Genomic DNA, 14,833 nt, shown 5'->3' with positions numbered 1-14,833 from the left:
ATCTCGCTGCGCGAGCAGCTCACCCGCCGCGCTTCGCACGGCGGGTGAGGCTCCGTCCGCTGCGCTCCCGGAGCAGTCGTTCCTGACTGTCGTATGGGGTGCCCTGCGCTACGCTCCGGACCCCCGGCGGCGCTCCGCGCCACACAGGCCCGGCCCCGCTGCGCAGAGCCGGCAGCGGGCCTACGGCCCGAGCACCTAAAAGAAGAGACGGGGTGAACGGGCGGGAGTTCGCCCGGGCTGCTTCACCAACCCAGCAGCCAACTGCTCCCAAGGAACTGAGTACTGTCCCTCACTCATGCCCGCACCTCTTTCCAACGGCCCCCACTCCAACGGAGCAGATTCCAAGGCCCCCACAGGCGCGAACACATAATCGATGTAACCACTCTTCAGAACCGGCACGGCATATAACCGCGAGCCAGAAAAAGGAGGGCAGGCCGACCAGCCACACCCCCGCACAACCCCGAACCCGTGCGGCCGCCCCACCCCGACACGCGAACCCTGTGCGAGTCGAGGACGTCCATACGTCAGGCAGCCTGCGAAGGCTGCCTGAGCCCACAAAAGAGGTTCATCAGCAGACAACATGTGATGCAGCATGTAGATAAGACCTAAAGTAACCGCTGCCCCCACGGCCGGGCAGCCGCCACGCCTCGCACAGCCGCGTCTAATGCGAAGCCGACTGACGTCCGGGCATACCGGTGTAGCGGATGTGCACTGGCCTGACGCCCGGCCTTCCGGAGTTCGACCAGCCCGCCCCTTACCCTTCTGGGCGGTAGTCACGGACGTGTAAGCCCCTTTTCGACGAGCCTCAAGCGTTCGTGTCGAGGTCTGCAGCAGCGCATCAAGGGTCACGTCGACGACAGCGCGGGCTACTCTGCGCCGGCCCCGCTCTGCTCACTACAGCGAGCGACTGATACACAGCCGCAAGGTGGGCAGCGAGAGCCTTGACCGCCTCGTCGGGCAATCGCCCCACCTTCAACGCCGTGCGCAGCCGGCGTGCTGGAACCCAATCGCCTCCCGTAACGCGCCGCGGCGCTCGCGCTCAGCACCTCGCCAGCTCGCTTTCAGTGACCGACCGAAGTGGTCGACCTGTAGCTCGGTGAACGTCTCCATCCATGTCCGCTCGGCCCTCAACACCCCAGCCATAGAACGGATATGCCCTGATCACGGCCTTCTGCAATACCCCTTTAGCGGGCCATCAAGGCGCACTGACCTCGCCCACAGCATGGAAGCGCAACAGTTCGATCCCCGTGTCGAGGGCCGCCCTGAGGTGGCTTGAGTCGCCGGTCGACATCATGATCGTGACACCACCCTGGACTCCAGCAAGCAGCGCGGCGGCGGTCCGGTCCGCGTCAAGCCGGGAGGAGGTCATCCCCTGGTCCTGCATGGCGCGCACACCGTCTGCGAGTGCCTCCTGCCACTGTCGCATCAACGCCGTGACGATCGCCCGCGCACCCGGAGTCGACCGGCCGACCTGAAGGAAGAGTGCACCCAACGGGCAATGGTCGCCTTGCTGTTCATAGCGCTCCACTACTACGTCCCGCCACTGTTTCCAGGACTCCCACGAGTCGAGACGGCCCAGGTGCGGTTGCTGGTCCTCGAGTACCCGGTCGGCCTCGTACTGGGCCACGGCCAGGAGCAGGTCGTCCTTGCCGCCTGGGAAGTAGTGGAAGAGCTGGCTCTTGCTGGTGGCGGTGCGGTCACGGATGTCATCGAGCCGTGCCGCGGCGACTCCCTGCTCGCGCAGTACCTCGGCCGCGCCCTCAATGATGCGGGCGCGGGTCGCCCGCCCTTTTGGGGTCAGTGTCTGGCTCATGTGCCGCTCCTCGTTTCCGGCATGCGCGACAAACACTACTCCAGCTTTGGACTTGCCGGTCCATTTTTTGCGGAGCACTGTGAACCTCGCGCGACAGACCGCACGACAACCCGAACAGGGAGAGCACATCATGACTGGACGACTGCAGGGCAAGACGGCACTGGTCACCGGGGCCACCAGCAACATCGGTCAGGCCATCGCCGAGATGTTCGCCGCCGAGGGCGCGCACGTCGTCGTGTCCGGGCGCAACAAGGAACGCGGAACCGCCGTCGTCGGCGGCATCCGCGCCTCGGGCGGCCGGGCAGACTTCGTAGCGGCAGACCTCGACGGCAGCACGGAGGCCGCCCGCGGACTCGCCCAGGACGCCACGGCGGCCCTGGGCGGCCGGATCGACGTACTGGTCAACAATGCCGGCGTCTATCCGCCGACCACCACCACCGACACCGATGAAGAGACCTTCGACCACGTCTACGCAGTCAACGTGAAGACGCCCTACTTCCTCACCGCTGCCATCGTCCCCGCGATGGCAGCGGCAGGCGGCGGCGCGATCATCAACCTCGGCTCCTGGATCGCCCGGCTGGGCGTCCCCGGCAGTGCCCTCTACAGCTCCACCAAGGGCGCCATGGAAACCCTCACTCGTGCTTGGTCGGCGGAGTTCGGCCCTCACGGCATCCGCGTCAACGCGGTATCCCCCGGCGTGATCCAGCCTCCGGCACCTGAAGGCAGCGCCCCCACCCCTGCCCAGGTCATGATGCACGGCACCCCCGCCGGCACCGTCGGCGCACCCGCCGCGATCGCCCACGCCGCGCTGTGGCTGGCGAGCGACGAAGCGTCCTTCGTCCACGGCACCGTAGTGGACGTGGACGGCGGGCGGACGGGAGTGGCGGTGATCGCCGCCTAGAGAAGCGTGTGGCGTTCTGCGAGACACAGCCGTCTTCACCTTGACGCGGAAGGCCCGGTCAATGTGTTCCTGCCGGTGCAGTGGGAGGTCGAGGCGTTGGAGGTGGCCGATCCAGCTTCAGCCCGGCCTCCTCCGCCGAGCGGCGGGTAGCGTCCGCTTGCCGGCCGAGCACGGACCCCTTCTCGTCCTCTTGACGCAACCTCTCCTCTTTTTTATAGTCAACGTGACTCTAAAGAGCTAGGGGGGTTCATGGCCGACATCATCAAGCGCTTCGGCTGGCGTCATCTGCGGGCGGCGCCCACGGCTCACATACGACACCACCGTTCGGGGCAGCTCACACACGACGGTCCCGGGCTGAGCTTCTGGTTCCGCCCGCTGGCCGCCGCGCTGTCCGAAGTGCCGGTCGACGACCGGGAGCTGGCGATGACGTTCCACGCCCGGACCGTCGACTTCCAGGACGTGGCCGTGCAGGCGACGGTCACCTACCGCATCGCCGACCCCGGCGTCGCAGCCGAACGGCTCGACTTCTCCGTCGATCCCGACACGGGGGTGTGGCGCGGCGCCCCGCTGGAGCAGTTGGCCACGCTGCTGACCGAGAGCGCTCAGCAGCACGCTCTCGAAGTGCTGGCCCGCACCCCCCTTGCGGCAGCTCTCGCCGAAGGTGTGCCGGCGGTGCGCGAGCGAGTACTCCTGGGACTCCGCGAGGAGCCGCGGCTGCCTGCCACGGGGATCGAGATCGTCGCCGTCCGCGTGATGGCGGTGCGGCCCGAGCCTGAGGTGGAGCGTGCCTTGCGCACCCCTGCCCGGGAGCTGATCCAGCAGGAGGCCGACCGGGCCACGTACGAGCGGCGTGCGGTCGCCGTGGAGCGTGAACGTGCCATCGCCGAGAACGAGTTGGCCAGCCAGATCGAACTCGCGCGGCGTGAGGAGCGGTTGGTCGAGCAGCGCGGCGCCAACAGCCGCCGGGAGGCGGAGGAGAAGGCTGCGGCCGACGCGGTCCGGGTCGGCGCCGAGGCCGAGCGGGCGGTGCGCCTCGCGCAGGCGGAGGCGGAGGGCGCCCGTGCGGTCGGCGAGGCCCGCGCCCAGGCGCAGGCGGCCTGGCTGCGGGTGCACGGCGACGTGGACGTGGCGGTCCTGCGCGCCCTGACCGGCACCCGCCTCGCGGAGAACCTGCCGCGCATCGACAGCGTCACCGTCTCCCCCGACGTACTGACCGGGCTGCTCGCACGGCTCGGGGCGGGCCAGGAGCCGGGGGCGTGAGCCTGGCACCGCGAGCCGTCCTCGTGCATCGCGCCACCGAGTACGAGGAGTTGGTCGCCCGGCACGGCACGCATGGACAGGCGGCGTTCTTCCTGTCCTCGCGGGGCCGGTCCATTGACGAGGTCGTCGAGCGGCATCACCGGGTGGAGCGGGCGCTCGTGCTCGTCTCGGCCGCGGTGCCGCTTAGCTGGCGGCGCGCGCAGGTGGAGCGGGCAGATCTGGACCGTTTCCTGTTCGGTCCCGAGGACGTCGTGGTGGCGGTCGGGCAGGACGGGCTCGTGGCCAACGTCGCTCAGTACGTCGGTGACCGGCCCGTGGTCGGCATCGACGCGGATCCCGGCCGCAACCCGGGTGTGCTGGTGCGGCACCGGCCGGCCGACGCAGCCCGGCTCCTGCCCGCGGCCTTCTCCGCCTCTGCGGGCGGGGACGAGCTGAGCATGGTCGAGGCCGTTACCGACGACACGCAACGTCTGGTGGCGCTCAACGAGATCTACGTCGGTGCGGCCGGGCACCGTACTGCCCGGTACCGCCTGGGTCTCGACGGCGACAGGGGTGCCGTCGAGACCCAGGCCTCGTCGGGAGTACTGATCGGCACGGGAACGGGGGCGAGTGGCTGGCTCCGGTCGGTATGGCAGGACCGGTCCACCGAGTGGGGGCTGCCGCATCCCACGGAGGCCCGGCTCGCCTGGTTCGTCCGGGAGGCGTGGCCGTCCCCCACCACGGGAACATGCCTGAACGCGGGTGAACTGGTCGCGGACGCGCGGCTCACGGTGACCGTGGAGTCCGAGCGCCTCGTCGCCTTCGGGGACGGCATGGAGAGCGACGCGCTGGAGCTCACCTGGGGCCAGACGGTCCGCCTCGGTCTGTGTCAGACGAAGCTGAGGCTGATCGGCTGACGGTCAGGGCGCGTTCACAAGGTGCAGGGCACTGAGCTCGCGGGCGCCGCGTCGGCGGTCGACCGGTCCGTGCCAGCGCAGCCCGTACTGGTCGAGCGGGGTCCGGTCCATCGCCTCATCATGATGATGCTGTGGGGCATTCCTGCCTGTGGCAGGGCGCCTTGACCGGCCGGCAGAACCCGCCGGACGCCCCCGGTGCCGGTGGCAGGACCCGGCTAATCTTCCGCCGTGGACCTCTACTTCGACCCGATGCCGTTGCTCGACGACGACGCGCGAAAGGCGTTCCGCGGACAGTGGTCGGAGCGGACGTGGCTCAATGTGCCGGGGCCGTTCTACGGGGCCGATACCGACAACTGCGGCACCGGCCGTATCCACGCCCCTGGGCTCGTGCTCTACGAGGCCGACCACTTCACCGAGTACGTGTACCGCCAGCCCCGGACGGCAGAGGAGCTTGCGGACCTGGTCGAGGCGGCGGAGGCCGAGGCCTTCGGCGGCTACGGTTGTGACGGCGACGCCCACTGGACGCCGGCAGCCGTCCGGGAATGGTGGCGCGACCGGGGGCGGATCAGGGAGTACCTGGCCGGCCGGCGGGCCGACTGGGAAGCCGACGACGCGAAGGCGGGGCAGGGTGTGGCCGGCGCCGCTGCGCGGTACGCCGCGTACCTCGACGGCGAGCTGGCCTGCCACCTTCGCGTCTATCTCTTCCGGCTCGAGAAGCGACGCTCCCCCACACCTGCGGACCGGCTGCCACAGCTCTGAGGGCGTGACACGTCATTCGGGGCTGAGTTGGCCTCCAGGTGGTCACGAGCCATTCGCCGAGGGGGCGGCCAAGGCGTCAGGCTCTGCGTCTGCGCGGGCGTGCCGGCTGCGGGTATGGGTGGGCCGACCGGGCCTGAGAGGGCTTGCTCTCAATGTGCCGCTTCCGTCTCGGCGGCCCTCTCCCCGTACACCCGGGCCCCGGGGAGCGTCCCCGCACCGGCCGTGGCCGCGGCAGGGGCGGCGATGCGCCGGCCTCGGCCGGCCAGGCGGCAGCCCCTGCATCCTGGGTGGCCCTGCGCGGCGGACCGATCGCGTACCCGCCAGCCCCGTTCCGCAGGGGGCCGGGGCCCGCCGGGCTTGCCCCACCCGGCGAGGTGCAGCACCCAGGTGGTGCAGGCCGACAGGGCGACCAGGGCCGCCCCCAGCGCGAGTCCCGGGTACCAAGCGGTGACCATCGAGCCACCGGCGGCCACGCTCCCCGCCAGCGCCATGCCGGTGCCCGTCCATCCGGCGATGGTGTGACCGTGGTCGTGGCCCGGGGCGTGGCCGCTGTCGGTTCGGTTCATGACTTTCTCCCGTGGCTTTGTATCTTCGGCAGCACAGCAAGCGGCCGAGAAGTCTTAGCTTCTAAGCTAAGTTTCTTAGATAGTAAGGAGATGTCTGGTGAAGGGCAAGCCGCGGGAGGGCACGCCGCGTCGTGACGCGACCGCACAGGAGGCGCTGGACGCGATGGACCGCATGGTCGCCCTCGCCCTGGTGTCCCAGCACGACATCGCACAGCGGCTGGGGCTGAACGTGACCGACCTGACCTGCCTCGGGCACGTCATCGGCGCCGGGGAGCGGCATCTGAGCGCCGGGGATCTGGCACAGCACGCCAACGTCACCACCGGTGCGATCACCGGCGTGATCAACCGTCTCGAACGCGCCGGCTACGTGAGCCGGCAGCCCGACCCCGCGGACCGCCGACGGGTGCGGGTGGTGCTCGACGAGAACGCCGCGAGCCGGGTATACGCCGTCTACGGCCCGCATTACCAGCGGCTGGCGGCTCTAGCTGCCGACTACACGCCACAGGACAGGGCCGTACTGGCCGACTGGTTCACCCGTGCCCGGCAGGCCATGGAGGAATCGCTGCAGGAGATCCGGGAGCCCGCGCAGGCCGACCCGCAGCCCTGACCCAAGATCCACTGTCGCGGCGAGCGAGCTCGTGAGGGTGGAAAGGCTCACGAGCTCCTTGTCTCGGATGACGAGTCGAACTCCCGGCGGTGCTCTCCCATCGGAGGGGGCCTGGTCGTGTCTCGAGCCATAGCCCCCTCCGGGGAATGCGTCAGCCTGCCGCCGGGGAGCCCAGCTTGTCGACGGCCTGGTAGTACGTCCAGGCCGTCGCGTCGCAGGAGGTGCGCGTCGCGCCGCTGTAGGCGGCACAGACTCTCTTCAGGTCGGCGTAGAAGGCGCTGTCCACGCGAGCCTTGTTGGCGCTGAAGGTGCCGGCCTCCTTGTAGTTGCGGTAGCCGAAGTCGTGGCGGGCGCAGGAGGTCTTGAAGGGGAAGCCGAAGGGGTTGTCGGGGGACGTCGAGCAGTAGTCGGTGCTCCAGTTGAAGCCGTAGGCGCTCCAGGCTCCCTGGTTGGCGCGTGCCGCGGTCCAGGCGTTGTAACTGCTCGCGCTGGTCTGCGTCCAGTTCGCGAGTACCTGAGCCTTGTCGGCCGGGGCGGCCGACGCCGGGGCTGCGGCCATGGCGGACAGGGCGAGGGCTGCGGACGTCAGGGCCGCGGCGGTGATTCGACGGCGCACGTGTTCCTCCTGGGGGACGGTTCCAAGGTCGTCCTCAGCTTCGACCGGCAAGGGGCGGTCGGGAAGCCTCCGGGGCCGGGTCTGGGGTCGTGCGCCCCGGGGTCAGGGGTCCTAGGGGGACGCCGGGGCAGAAGTCGGTAACTGCCGCGGGGGCGACCTGCGTTGGGGCATCCGATCGGAGTGTGCGGGGGATCGATGCCGACGGGTACAGCGACGTGCAGACGGTGCCCCTGGGTGTGGTCGTCGGCGAGGTCCACGGCCTGGCGGAAACGGACGAGAATCCGGTGCGAGAGCACGGCTCCACCGGTGCCGGCCGGCGTACCGGTTTCGGGTCTTCGTGCCGGTACAACCCTCTGGGCCTGTCCCGAGTCGGATAAGCCGCGGTGAGGTGAAGGCCTGTCACAAGCCACCGGGTCACGGCCGGGCACCGGGGTGGCATACGATCCGCATGCCCCTCATAAAGATCAAGTAAGAGGATGTACACGTCATGACTGTCCGTGCCCCCTATCGTTCCCTTCACGGCATATCCGCCGTCACCGCCCTGCTCGCGATCGGCTTGGTGGGGTGCTCGGACGTCACCGACGCCGTCGACAGCGCCAAGGACGGCGCGAAGAAGGTGGCCCGCCAGCGCTCGGTGTTCTCGCTGGACACCGGTGACTGCTACAACCCGTCCGGCAAGGCCGAGGGGACGGCGTACACCGTCGAGATCGTGCCCTGCGACGAGGCGCACGAAGGCCAGGTCGTGGGCGAGTTCGCGATCGACGAGGGCAAGCAGTACCCCGGTGACGACGGTGTCTCGGCGGTCGCGGACACCCGCTGCCCGGTAGAGGCGCAGAAGTACGCCCCGGACACCTGGGCGCTCCCCAAGGGCGCCGAGCTCTTCTACTACACCCCGACCGCGGAGAGCTGGGCGACGGGCGACCGCTCGGTGAGCTGTACCTACACCGCCGAGAAGGGCGCGCTGAACGGCACGCTCGACACCGCGAAGTCCCTCAAGCCGGAGCAGCTCACGTACCTCAAGGGGTCGAACGCGGTCTACGAGGCCCTGTGGGCGAACCAGTCGGAGAAGGACACCGTCGAGGCCGACCTGCCCGGTTACAAGGCGCAGGCCAAGGCCGTCGCGGCCGCTCTCCACGCCCATGTCGAGGGTCTGAAGGGCATCGACGGCGCCGAGGTCGGCGCGCTCCGTTCGACGCTGGCGAAGGCGGCCGGCGACTGGGACAAGGCCGCGGGCGCCGCCGACGCCGAGACGTTCTACGTCGCCTATGACCCGGCGTTCACGGGCATCGACCCGAACAAGTCGGTCGCGGCCCGCAAGGAGTTGAACCTGGCCACCACCGTCCCGGCCGACGAGGCCGAGGTCTGGGCAGGCTGACACACCTGAGGGGCGGGCACCGGTCGGCGGTGCCCGCCCCCTCTCGTTTCCGCGAACTACCCGTGCGGCACCGCTGTCGGGATCAGCCGGCCCAGTTGCGTGAGCACAGGACGAGGAGGTAGCCGTCCGGGTCGCGGACGGTCACGCCGTGCTGGTCCCAGTAGGGGTTGTGCGCGGGGACTCTGGTGCCCCCGTGGGCTTCCAGGCGGGCGGTCAGTGCGGGGTCGATCGGAGTCCCGAGGTAGATGACGAGCAGGTCGTCCACGGTCGGGGCGGGTGTGAGCGGCTGCTCGGGGTTGTGGGTGAGTTCCAGGTGCCAGGTGGCGTCGGACGGTCCGACCATGAGCAGGTCGTGTGTGCCGGGGGCCCGTTCAGCGGTCCGCCAGAGCACTTGGAGACCGAGGCCCGCGACGTAGAAGCGTTCCGCGGCGGCGAGATTCTTCGAGGGGCGGGCGAGACGGATGCGGGTGGTGGAGTCGATCATGCGGAGGCCTCCAGGGCGGCTCGCCAGGCGGGGCTGTCGACGTAATGGTTGTCGAAGCGTTCCGACGACTCGGCGATTTCCTTCGGGTCCGCCTCCCCGCGCATCACGCGGCCGAGCAGACGCAGGTAGTCGAACCTGTCCATACCGGGTGTGAAGACGAACAGGACGTCCGCTTCGCAGCCGGGGGCGGCCGCGAAGGCGTGTGCCGTATGGGGCGGCACCGCGAGGAAGTCGCCCTCGGACAAGATGGTGACTTCCTCGCCCACCAGTACTTGCAGCGCCCCGCTGATCACGAAGAACAACTCCGACGCACGGGTGTGGAAGTGGGCCGGTGCCCCGGCCGCGCCCTTGGCAAAGGTGGACCGGTAGCTGGTGAATCCTCCTGTGTCCGGGTGCGCATCCGCCAGTAGGGTCATCACGCTGCTGGGATCGGCACAGGTCTCGGCAGTGGCCCGGCGGGTCAGCACGGCGGCGGGCGCGGTGCGGGTCGCGGACTCGGCGGGCGTCTTCTCGTTCATGGTCGTCGCTCCTTGAGGTGTGCGAGGTCGTCTCGCGCAGTTGGGGGCCTGAACGGGGCGCTGTGTGTCAGCCGCCCCATGTGGTCAGGGTCGCGAGGGCGGGACCGAAGGCTCCGCCCAGCTGGTAGCAGAGGTTGAACAGGCCGATCGCGGTCGGGCGTTGGGCGGCCGGTGCGGCTTCGGCGGCCCAGACCGCCAGCGTCGCCTGGCCCGCGCTCGCCGCGAAGACGGCCAACGTCGCGACGAGCAGGAGGGGCGGCGTCCAGGGGGTCAGCAGGGCGGTACACGGGGCGAGCGCTGCGGCGGTGAGCAGGAACGCGAGGATGCGCGGGCGGCTCATCCGGGCGGAGACCGCGGTCAGCGCCATGGAGAGCGCCGAGCCCGCGAGCAGGGCGACCAGTTGGCCGGTGCCAATCGCCGCCGCCGACCAGCCGGTGCGGTCGCCCAGTAGTCGCGGGACGGTGAACAGCAGGGCGAAGTACGAGGTCGCAAGGGCGCAGGCGAGCAGGGCGGAAAGGACGAACGTACGGGTGCGCAGCAGCGTTGCCGGGACGAAGCCCATGGGGTGGCGGCGGATGTGCGCGGCCAGCAGCGCGGCCGTCACCGTGCAGGCGGCAACCGCCGGGAGGGGGTGGCGCGGGACGAGTACGAGGGCCGTCACCGTCGCGATGAGGAGGGCGGCGCCCCGGCCGTCGAAGGAGGCCGTCTGCGCGGACGGGGGCGCCGGCGAGCGCGTGGCGGCGTGCCGGCCGATCGCGGGTACGGCGAGGAGTGCGAGCGTTCCCACCGCGAGCGACATCCGCCATGAGGCCAGGTCCGCGAGTGTGGAGCCGATCAGGGGACCGGCCGCGCCGAACGTGCCGAAGCCCGCCGTGATCAGCCCCATGCGGCGGACCGAGCCCGCCAGGCTCATCGCCGCGATGACCAGGCCGGCGCCGCCGATCGCCTGAGCCGCGCGGCCCGCCAGGGCCAGCGGCAACCAGGGCGCCACGGCGATGAGCGCGGTCCCGGTCATGATCAGGGCGGTACTCAGCCTCAGCGTGCTGTTGAGCCCGCTGCGGCGCAGCAAGCCGGCCATGAGCGGGGTGCCGACGGCCAAGGCCCAGGCGAAGACGGTGACCAGCCACGTCGCCGTCGGCGGGGGGATGCCGAGCGAGTCGGCCATGCCGGGGAGGATCAGCACCGGGCCGTTGGCGCTCGCGGCGACCGGAGCGGCGAGCAATACCAGCCAGCAGGCGGGGACTTGGCGCGATGTCGGATCCGCTTCGGCGAGCGGCGCCCGGGTTCGGGGGTGAAGTGCGAGCTTGGGCATCGAAGGCGCCCGCCTCTCTCTCATCGTTGATAATCTCAACGTTGAGATAAAAACATCAGGATCCTCTCAACGTCAAGTGTCTTAACATTGAGAGGAAGCCGTGGAGAGGGGCAGCGAGGATGAGTGACGTCGTGGACGTGATCGTCGGGCAGTGGGCCAAGGAGCGCCCCGATGTGACGGACGACCTGTGGCCGGTGCAGATGTTCGCGAGGATCCAGCGGCTCGCCCGGGTGGTGGACAAGTCCGCTAAGGACACGGCCGCCGCACACGGAGTGGAGCACGGAGAGTTCGATGTGCTCACCACGCTCCAGCGCTCCGGACCTCCCTACACCCTCACGGCGGGGGCTCTCCTGAAGGCGTCCATGGTGACCTCGGGGGCGATCACCAACCGCATCGACAAGATGGAGGCCAAGGGCCTGGTCGAGCGGGTACGCGAGGGCACCGACCGGCGTACCGTCAAGATCCGCCTCACCGACCACGGGCACGACGTCACCCGGGCCGTCTTCGCCGACCACCTGGCGAACTATGCCCGCCTTCTCGCCACCGTGGACCGCGACCTGGTCGAGAGGACCGCCGAGGATCTGCGGGAGGTGCTGCTGGCCCTGGGCGACACCGCATGAGGGCGCTGGCCATGTGCAGCGCTTCGGTTGTGGCCGGTCAGGCGTCCCGTAGAGGCGGCAGCCGGCGCCCTGTGGTGGCTGATGGGCTCCGGTCCACGCTCCTCTGGGCATCAGGGCCGCGCCCTGTCCGGAGTGGTGTCAGGCGGCGCTGAAGTCGTGGGCGGGGCCATCGCGCCACTCCACCCAGCGCGGGTCGTCCAGCAGTGCTTCGGGGTCGGCGATGCCTGCGCCTTCTAGGAACACCGCCAGGTCGTGGTCGCTGTAGGCGACACCGAGGATCTCGTCCCGTCCGCGGCGGTGCACGCTCACGCGCCGGCCCCCGGTCAGGGAGGGCCGGTGCACCACGATCGGAGCGCTGGTCACACCTCCAGCGTGCTGCCCGAACCGGTTCCGGGCGAACGGAGGAGTCCGCGGCCCGGCCGGGGAGGGCAGGCAGGCACCCGCCGACCGGGCCGGGGCAACGGACGCGTAAGGCTGGGACGGATCAGCGCGAGGCGCCCTCCTTGCGCTCGGTCGCGGCAACCGGGCCCGCTTGCGGACGGGGCCTCGGGCTCCGAAGGCTGGGGACAGAGGGGGCCTACTTCTCGTAGTTGGCCAGAGCGAGCCCCAGCCCGAAGAAGGTGGGCGCCCACTCGCCGACGAAGATGCCCCACCGGTCCGCCCGCTCCTCCCCCTTCTTCTCCATCCCGAGCGAGGCGTACCAGGACGCCACGGACAGGCCTATGGAGGCGAAGGCGGCGGCGTACGCGTGCTCGGAGCGCAGACCGCACTCGTGCAGCTTCTTAACGATCATGACAGCTCACGTCCTCTTCTGTCGGTCCGGTTGGGCCTGCTTCGGCGCGGTTCGCCGCACGGGGCGTCGCCTGGCCGTGTGCGTGCTCAGCGCGTCTCGCCGCGCAGGTACTCGGTGAGCGCGGTGCCCGGGTCGAACGCCGCGTCGCGGTCGTCCCTGCGGAACCCTCCGAAGCTGCCCAGAATCACCTTCTCGTCCTGTTCGAGAGCCTCGGCGATCACACCTGGCCGTTCGACGGTGCCGAACAGGGCATCGCAGACGCGTTCCACGTCCTCGACGGTGAGGCTTCGGCCTCCCTCGGGGGCAGCACGATGTGCGGTTGCCTCAATCAGTCGGGCTTTGTCCACTCCGTTCTCCTTCCCATCGGCGCGCCGCCCCTGGCAGCGACCCCACCGTGGCGGCCAGTGAGCCGTCGAAGTGGGTCAGTCATGCCCCCGTCGATGCAGGGGCCAAGCCATGAAGCTCGCCGTGTCCGGGCGTTCGCAGCGACGCGGCGCATAACGCGGCCGCGGTCGCCTCGGGATGCGGGCGCCGCGCTGCGGCGATCGTCCTTACGTCCCTGCCATTACTTCATGCCTCGAGACCCTGGTAGATGCACCTCACAGTAGGAAACCCACAAGGGCCGACCAGGGCGGCCGGTGGCTGCGCGCCATGCGGACTGTGGGCGGCGTCAGCGGAGGACGTAAGCCCGGATGAGCATCGGTGGAACCAACCCCGCCCCCGTGACGTGCACATAAAAGGAGAGCCTGGGGCACCCTCCCCGGCCCGGAGTCGGGGAGGGACGAGGATGGGGGAAGCTGTGCCGGCACAGAGCGGCGGCGAAGGTGACGTCGAGGTCGCGCGGTTCGCGGCGCTGCTGCGGGCGCTCAAGGAACGCACCGACCGCAGCTACGGCTCACTCGCCCGCCGGCTGGGCATGAACCCCTCGACGCTGCACCGCTACTGCACCGGCGAGGCCGTACCGCTCGACTTCGCGCCCGTCGAACGTCTCGCGGCGCTGTGCGGGGCAACACCCGCGCAGCGCCTCGAACTTCACCGCTGCTGGCTCCAGGCCGTCGCGGCACGCCACCAGCCCCGCGCGGGCAGGACAACGAAGACCGGCGACATGGGCGAGTCGGCGGTGGATGCCGGGGACGAGGCGGCAGGCGGTGCGGGCACGGCGGTGACTGACGTCGGCGAGCCGGGTCCCGAGGAGGAGGGCGGGGGGCCGGATCCCGTGCCGCCGCAGCCCGGGGCGGTCTCCCAGCCGCGCAGGCCCTGGTACCGCCGTAGACGCCCCGCCGCCGGACTCGCGTGTGCCTGCACCGTACTCGCGACGCTCGCGGCTCTGTCCGCGCTCCCGGACGGGCAGCGGTCACCCGCCGGCACCCCGGCCGCGGCCGGTCCGGCCGCCTCCGGCACGGCGAAGACGAAGACTAAGTCCGAGGTGTCCGAGCGGCCGCGCGCCTCGACCGGTCCGAGCCGCACGCCCGCCGACGCCCGGTCTGCACAGGCGCCCGCACCCCGGAAGTCGCGGGCCACCGCCCCGTCCGACGCGGCGTCCGCCGCCGTCGACGGCGAGCGGCCCGCCCGCTCCCCACTGACCTGGTCCGTGAACTCCCACGCCTGGAAATTCGGCTGCGGCCACGACTACGTCATCGCCCAGCCGCCCGGCCGGGTGCCTCCTCCCCCCGCGCCGCAGGACGCCGCGCCCTGGGCGGCGACGCAGAACGCGGTACACGGCGGCGAAACACTCGTGCAGCTGACCGTGCAAGGACTCAGCGACACCGCGGTCGTGCTCGAAGCGCTGCGCGTTCGCGTCGTCGGACGCAGCGCGCCCGCCGGCGGCAACGCGTACGCCATGGACCAGGGCTGCGGCGGGTCCCTCACGCCCCGGGCCTTCGCCGTGGACCTGGACAAGGACCGGCCGCTGGCCCGCGCCGTCGCGGGGAACGACGCCGGTACGCCGATACCGGCCGTGCGGATGCCCTACCGGGTCTCGGCCACCGACCCGGAGGTGCTCCACGTCACCGCCGCCACCCGCACCTGCGACTGCCAGTGGTACCTCGAACTCGACTGGTCCTCCCAGGGCCGCACCGGCACCCTGCGCGTCGACGACGGCGGCCGCCCCTTCCGCACCAGCTCCGTCGAAGACCTGCCCCGGTACACGTACGACACCCTCGACCGTCACTGGCAACCCCTCACCTGACCCGCCCCGCGCCCCCGGAATGCCACGACCACCACCGCGTCCCCGGTGACACACCCCCTCGGTGGCGTGGACACCGCCGCAATCAGTGCTTCGCTCTCCTACATATCTGACCTGGGGTGGGTACC

General features: G+C 70.5%; 17 protein-coding genes. 8 read left to right on the top strand and 9 right to left on the bottom strand.

Translation table 11 applies throughout. From position 1 onward, the window contains the following. Positions 1 to 1,195: 1,195 nt before the first annotated feature. Positions 1,196 to 1,813 (bottom strand): TetR/AcrR family transcriptional regulator, encoded by a 618-nt coding sequence (locus IE108_RS28255; protein WP_064725877.1) that lies wholly within the window; start codon positions 1,811 to 1,813, stop codon positions 1,196 to 1,198. Between the two features lie 130 nt (positions 1,814 to 1,943). Between IE108_RS28255 and IE108_RS28250 the strand changes: the two genes are divergently transcribed. The 4 genes from IE108_RS28250 to IE108_RS28235 all read left to right on the top strand — a co-directional run bounded on the left by IE108_RS28250 (position 1,944) and on the right by IE108_RS28235 (position 5,629). Further along, on the top strand, positions 1,944 to 2,714 hold the full coding sequence (locus IE108_RS28250) for an SDR family NAD(P)-dependent oxidoreductase (protein ID WP_064725878.1): 771 nt from the start codon (positions 1,944 to 1,946) through the stop codon (positions 2,712 to 2,714). Between the two features lie 249 nt (positions 2,715 to 2,963). Beyond that, positions 2,964 to 3,974: an SPFH domain-containing protein gene (locus tag IE108_RS28245; protein WP_064725879.1), complete on the top strand. Its 1,011-nt coding sequence runs from the start codon at positions 2,964 to 2,966 to the stop codon at positions 3,972 to 3,974. Further along, positions 3,971 to 4,870, top strand: a complete 900-nt coding sequence (locus IE108_RS28240) for an NAD(+)/NADH kinase (RefSeq protein WP_064725880.1) — start codon at positions 3,971 to 3,973, stop codon at positions 4,868 to 4,870. Before IE108_RS28245 ends, IE108_RS28240 begins: the two co-directional genes overlap by 4 nt. 228 nt (positions 4,871 to 5,098) lie before the next feature. Beyond that, positions 5,099 to 5,629 carry a ferredoxin family protein gene (locus tag IE108_RS28235; RefSeq protein ID WP_079163376.1) on the top strand — a complete coding sequence of 177 codons (531 nt, stop codon included), beginning with the start codon at positions 5,099 to 5,101 and terminating at the stop codon, positions 5,627 to 5,629. A gap of 149 nt (positions 5,630 to 5,778) precedes the next feature. Here IE108_RS28235 and IE108_RS28230 read toward each other — a convergent pair whose 3' ends face one another. After that, positions 5,779 to 6,195, bottom strand: coding sequence for an HGxxPAAW family protein (locus tag IE108_RS28230; RefSeq protein ID WP_064725881.1), 417 nt, complete (start codon positions 6,193 to 6,195; stop codon positions 5,779 to 5,781). A 163-nt stretch (positions 6,196 to 6,358) separates the two neighbouring features. Between IE108_RS28230 and IE108_RS28225 the strand changes: the two genes are divergently transcribed. Beyond that, on the top strand, positions 6,359 to 6,802 hold the full coding sequence (locus tag IE108_RS28225; RefSeq protein ID WP_064731578.1) for a MarR family winged helix-turn-helix transcriptional regulator: 444 nt from the start codon (positions 6,359 to 6,361) through the stop codon (positions 6,800 to 6,802). Positions 6,803 to 6,953: 151 nt separating this feature from the next. On the opposite strand, the gene IE108_RS28220 is transcribed toward IE108_RS28225, so the two are convergent. Continuing rightward, positions 6,954 to 7,418, bottom strand: a complete 465-nt coding sequence (locus tag IE108_RS28220) for a phospholipase (protein WP_064725882.1) — start codon at positions 7,416 to 7,418, stop codon at positions 6,954 to 6,956. Between the two features lie 487 nt (positions 7,419 to 7,905). Here IE108_RS28220 and IE108_RS28215 point away from each other — a divergent pair, with 487 nt between their 5' ends. Further along, positions 7,906 to 8,793 (top strand): septum formation family protein, encoded by an 888-nt coding sequence (locus tag IE108_RS28215; protein ID WP_064725883.1) that lies wholly within the window; start codon positions 7,906 to 7,908, stop codon positions 8,791 to 8,793. Positions 8,794 to 8,875: 82 nt separating this feature from the next. On the opposite strand, the gene IE108_RS28210 is transcribed toward IE108_RS28215, so the two are convergent. The 3 genes from IE108_RS28210 to IE108_RS28200 all read right to left on the bottom strand — a co-directional run bounded on the left by IE108_RS28210 (position 8,876) and on the right by IE108_RS28200 (position 11,107). Beyond that, positions 8,876 to 9,277: a VOC family protein gene (locus IE108_RS28210; protein ID WP_064725884.1), complete on the bottom strand. Its 402-nt coding sequence runs from the start codon at positions 9,275 to 9,277 to the stop codon at positions 8,876 to 8,878. Continuing rightward, on the bottom strand, positions 9,274 to 9,795 hold the full coding sequence (locus IE108_RS28205) for a cupin domain-containing protein (RefSeq protein WP_064725885.1): 522 nt from the start codon (positions 9,793 to 9,795) through the stop codon (positions 9,274 to 9,276). The genes IE108_RS28210 and IE108_RS28205 overlap by 4 nt, the downstream gene beginning before the upstream one ends. 67 nt (positions 9,796 to 9,862) lie before the next feature. Beyond that, a complete protein-coding gene (locus IE108_RS28200) occupies positions 9,863 to 11,107 on the bottom strand; it encodes an MFS transporter (RefSeq protein WP_079163377.1) in 1,245 nt (414 codons plus the stop codon). A 119-nt stretch (positions 11,108 to 11,226) separates the two neighbouring features. Here IE108_RS28200 and IE108_RS28195 point away from each other — a divergent pair, with 119 nt between their 5' ends. Beyond that, positions 11,227 to 11,727: a MarR family winged helix-turn-helix transcriptional regulator gene (locus tag IE108_RS28195; RefSeq protein WP_064725887.1), complete on the top strand. Its 501-nt coding sequence runs from the start codon at positions 11,227 to 11,229 to the stop codon at positions 11,725 to 11,727. Positions 11,728 to 11,865: 138 nt separating this feature from the next. On the opposite strand, the gene IE108_RS28190 is transcribed toward IE108_RS28195, so the two are convergent. The 3 genes from IE108_RS28190 to IE108_RS28180 form a co-directional block, all read right to left on the bottom strand. Beyond that, positions 11,866 to 12,090, bottom strand: a complete 225-nt coding sequence (locus tag IE108_RS28190) for a hypothetical protein (RefSeq protein ID WP_064725888.1) — start codon at positions 12,088 to 12,090, stop codon at positions 11,866 to 11,868. Positions 12,091 to 12,304: 214 nt separating this feature from the next. Next, positions 12,305 to 12,520, bottom strand: coding sequence for a hypothetical protein (locus tag IE108_RS28185; protein ID WP_064725889.1), 216 nt, complete (start codon positions 12,518 to 12,520; stop codon positions 12,305 to 12,307). Between the two features lie 86 nt (positions 12,521 to 12,606). Then, the gene (locus IE108_RS28180; protein WP_064725890.1) at positions 12,607 to 12,867 is read right to left on the bottom strand and encodes an HU family DNA-binding protein; all 261 of its coding nucleotides are present in this window, start codon (positions 12,865 to 12,867) and stop codon (positions 12,607 to 12,609) included. A 440-nt stretch (positions 12,868 to 13,307) separates the two neighbouring features. Here IE108_RS28180 and IE108_RS28175 point away from each other — a divergent pair, with 440 nt between their 5' ends. Beyond that, complete coding sequence (locus IE108_RS28175; protein ID WP_064725891.1) at positions 13,308 to 14,708, top strand: helix-turn-helix domain-containing protein; 1,401 nt, start codon at positions 13,308 to 13,310, stop codon at positions 14,706 to 14,708. The last annotated feature ends 125 nt before the right edge of the window (positions 14,709 to 14,833 follow it).

Source organism: Streptomyces parvulus (genome assembly GCF_014648855.1).
Taxonomy (GTDB): domain Bacteria; phylum Actinomycetota; class Actinomycetes; order Streptomycetales; family Streptomycetaceae; genus Streptomyces; species Streptomyces parvulus.
Note: the sequence above shows the minus strand (reverse complement) of the source record. Positions and strands in the feature narration are given on the sequence as shown.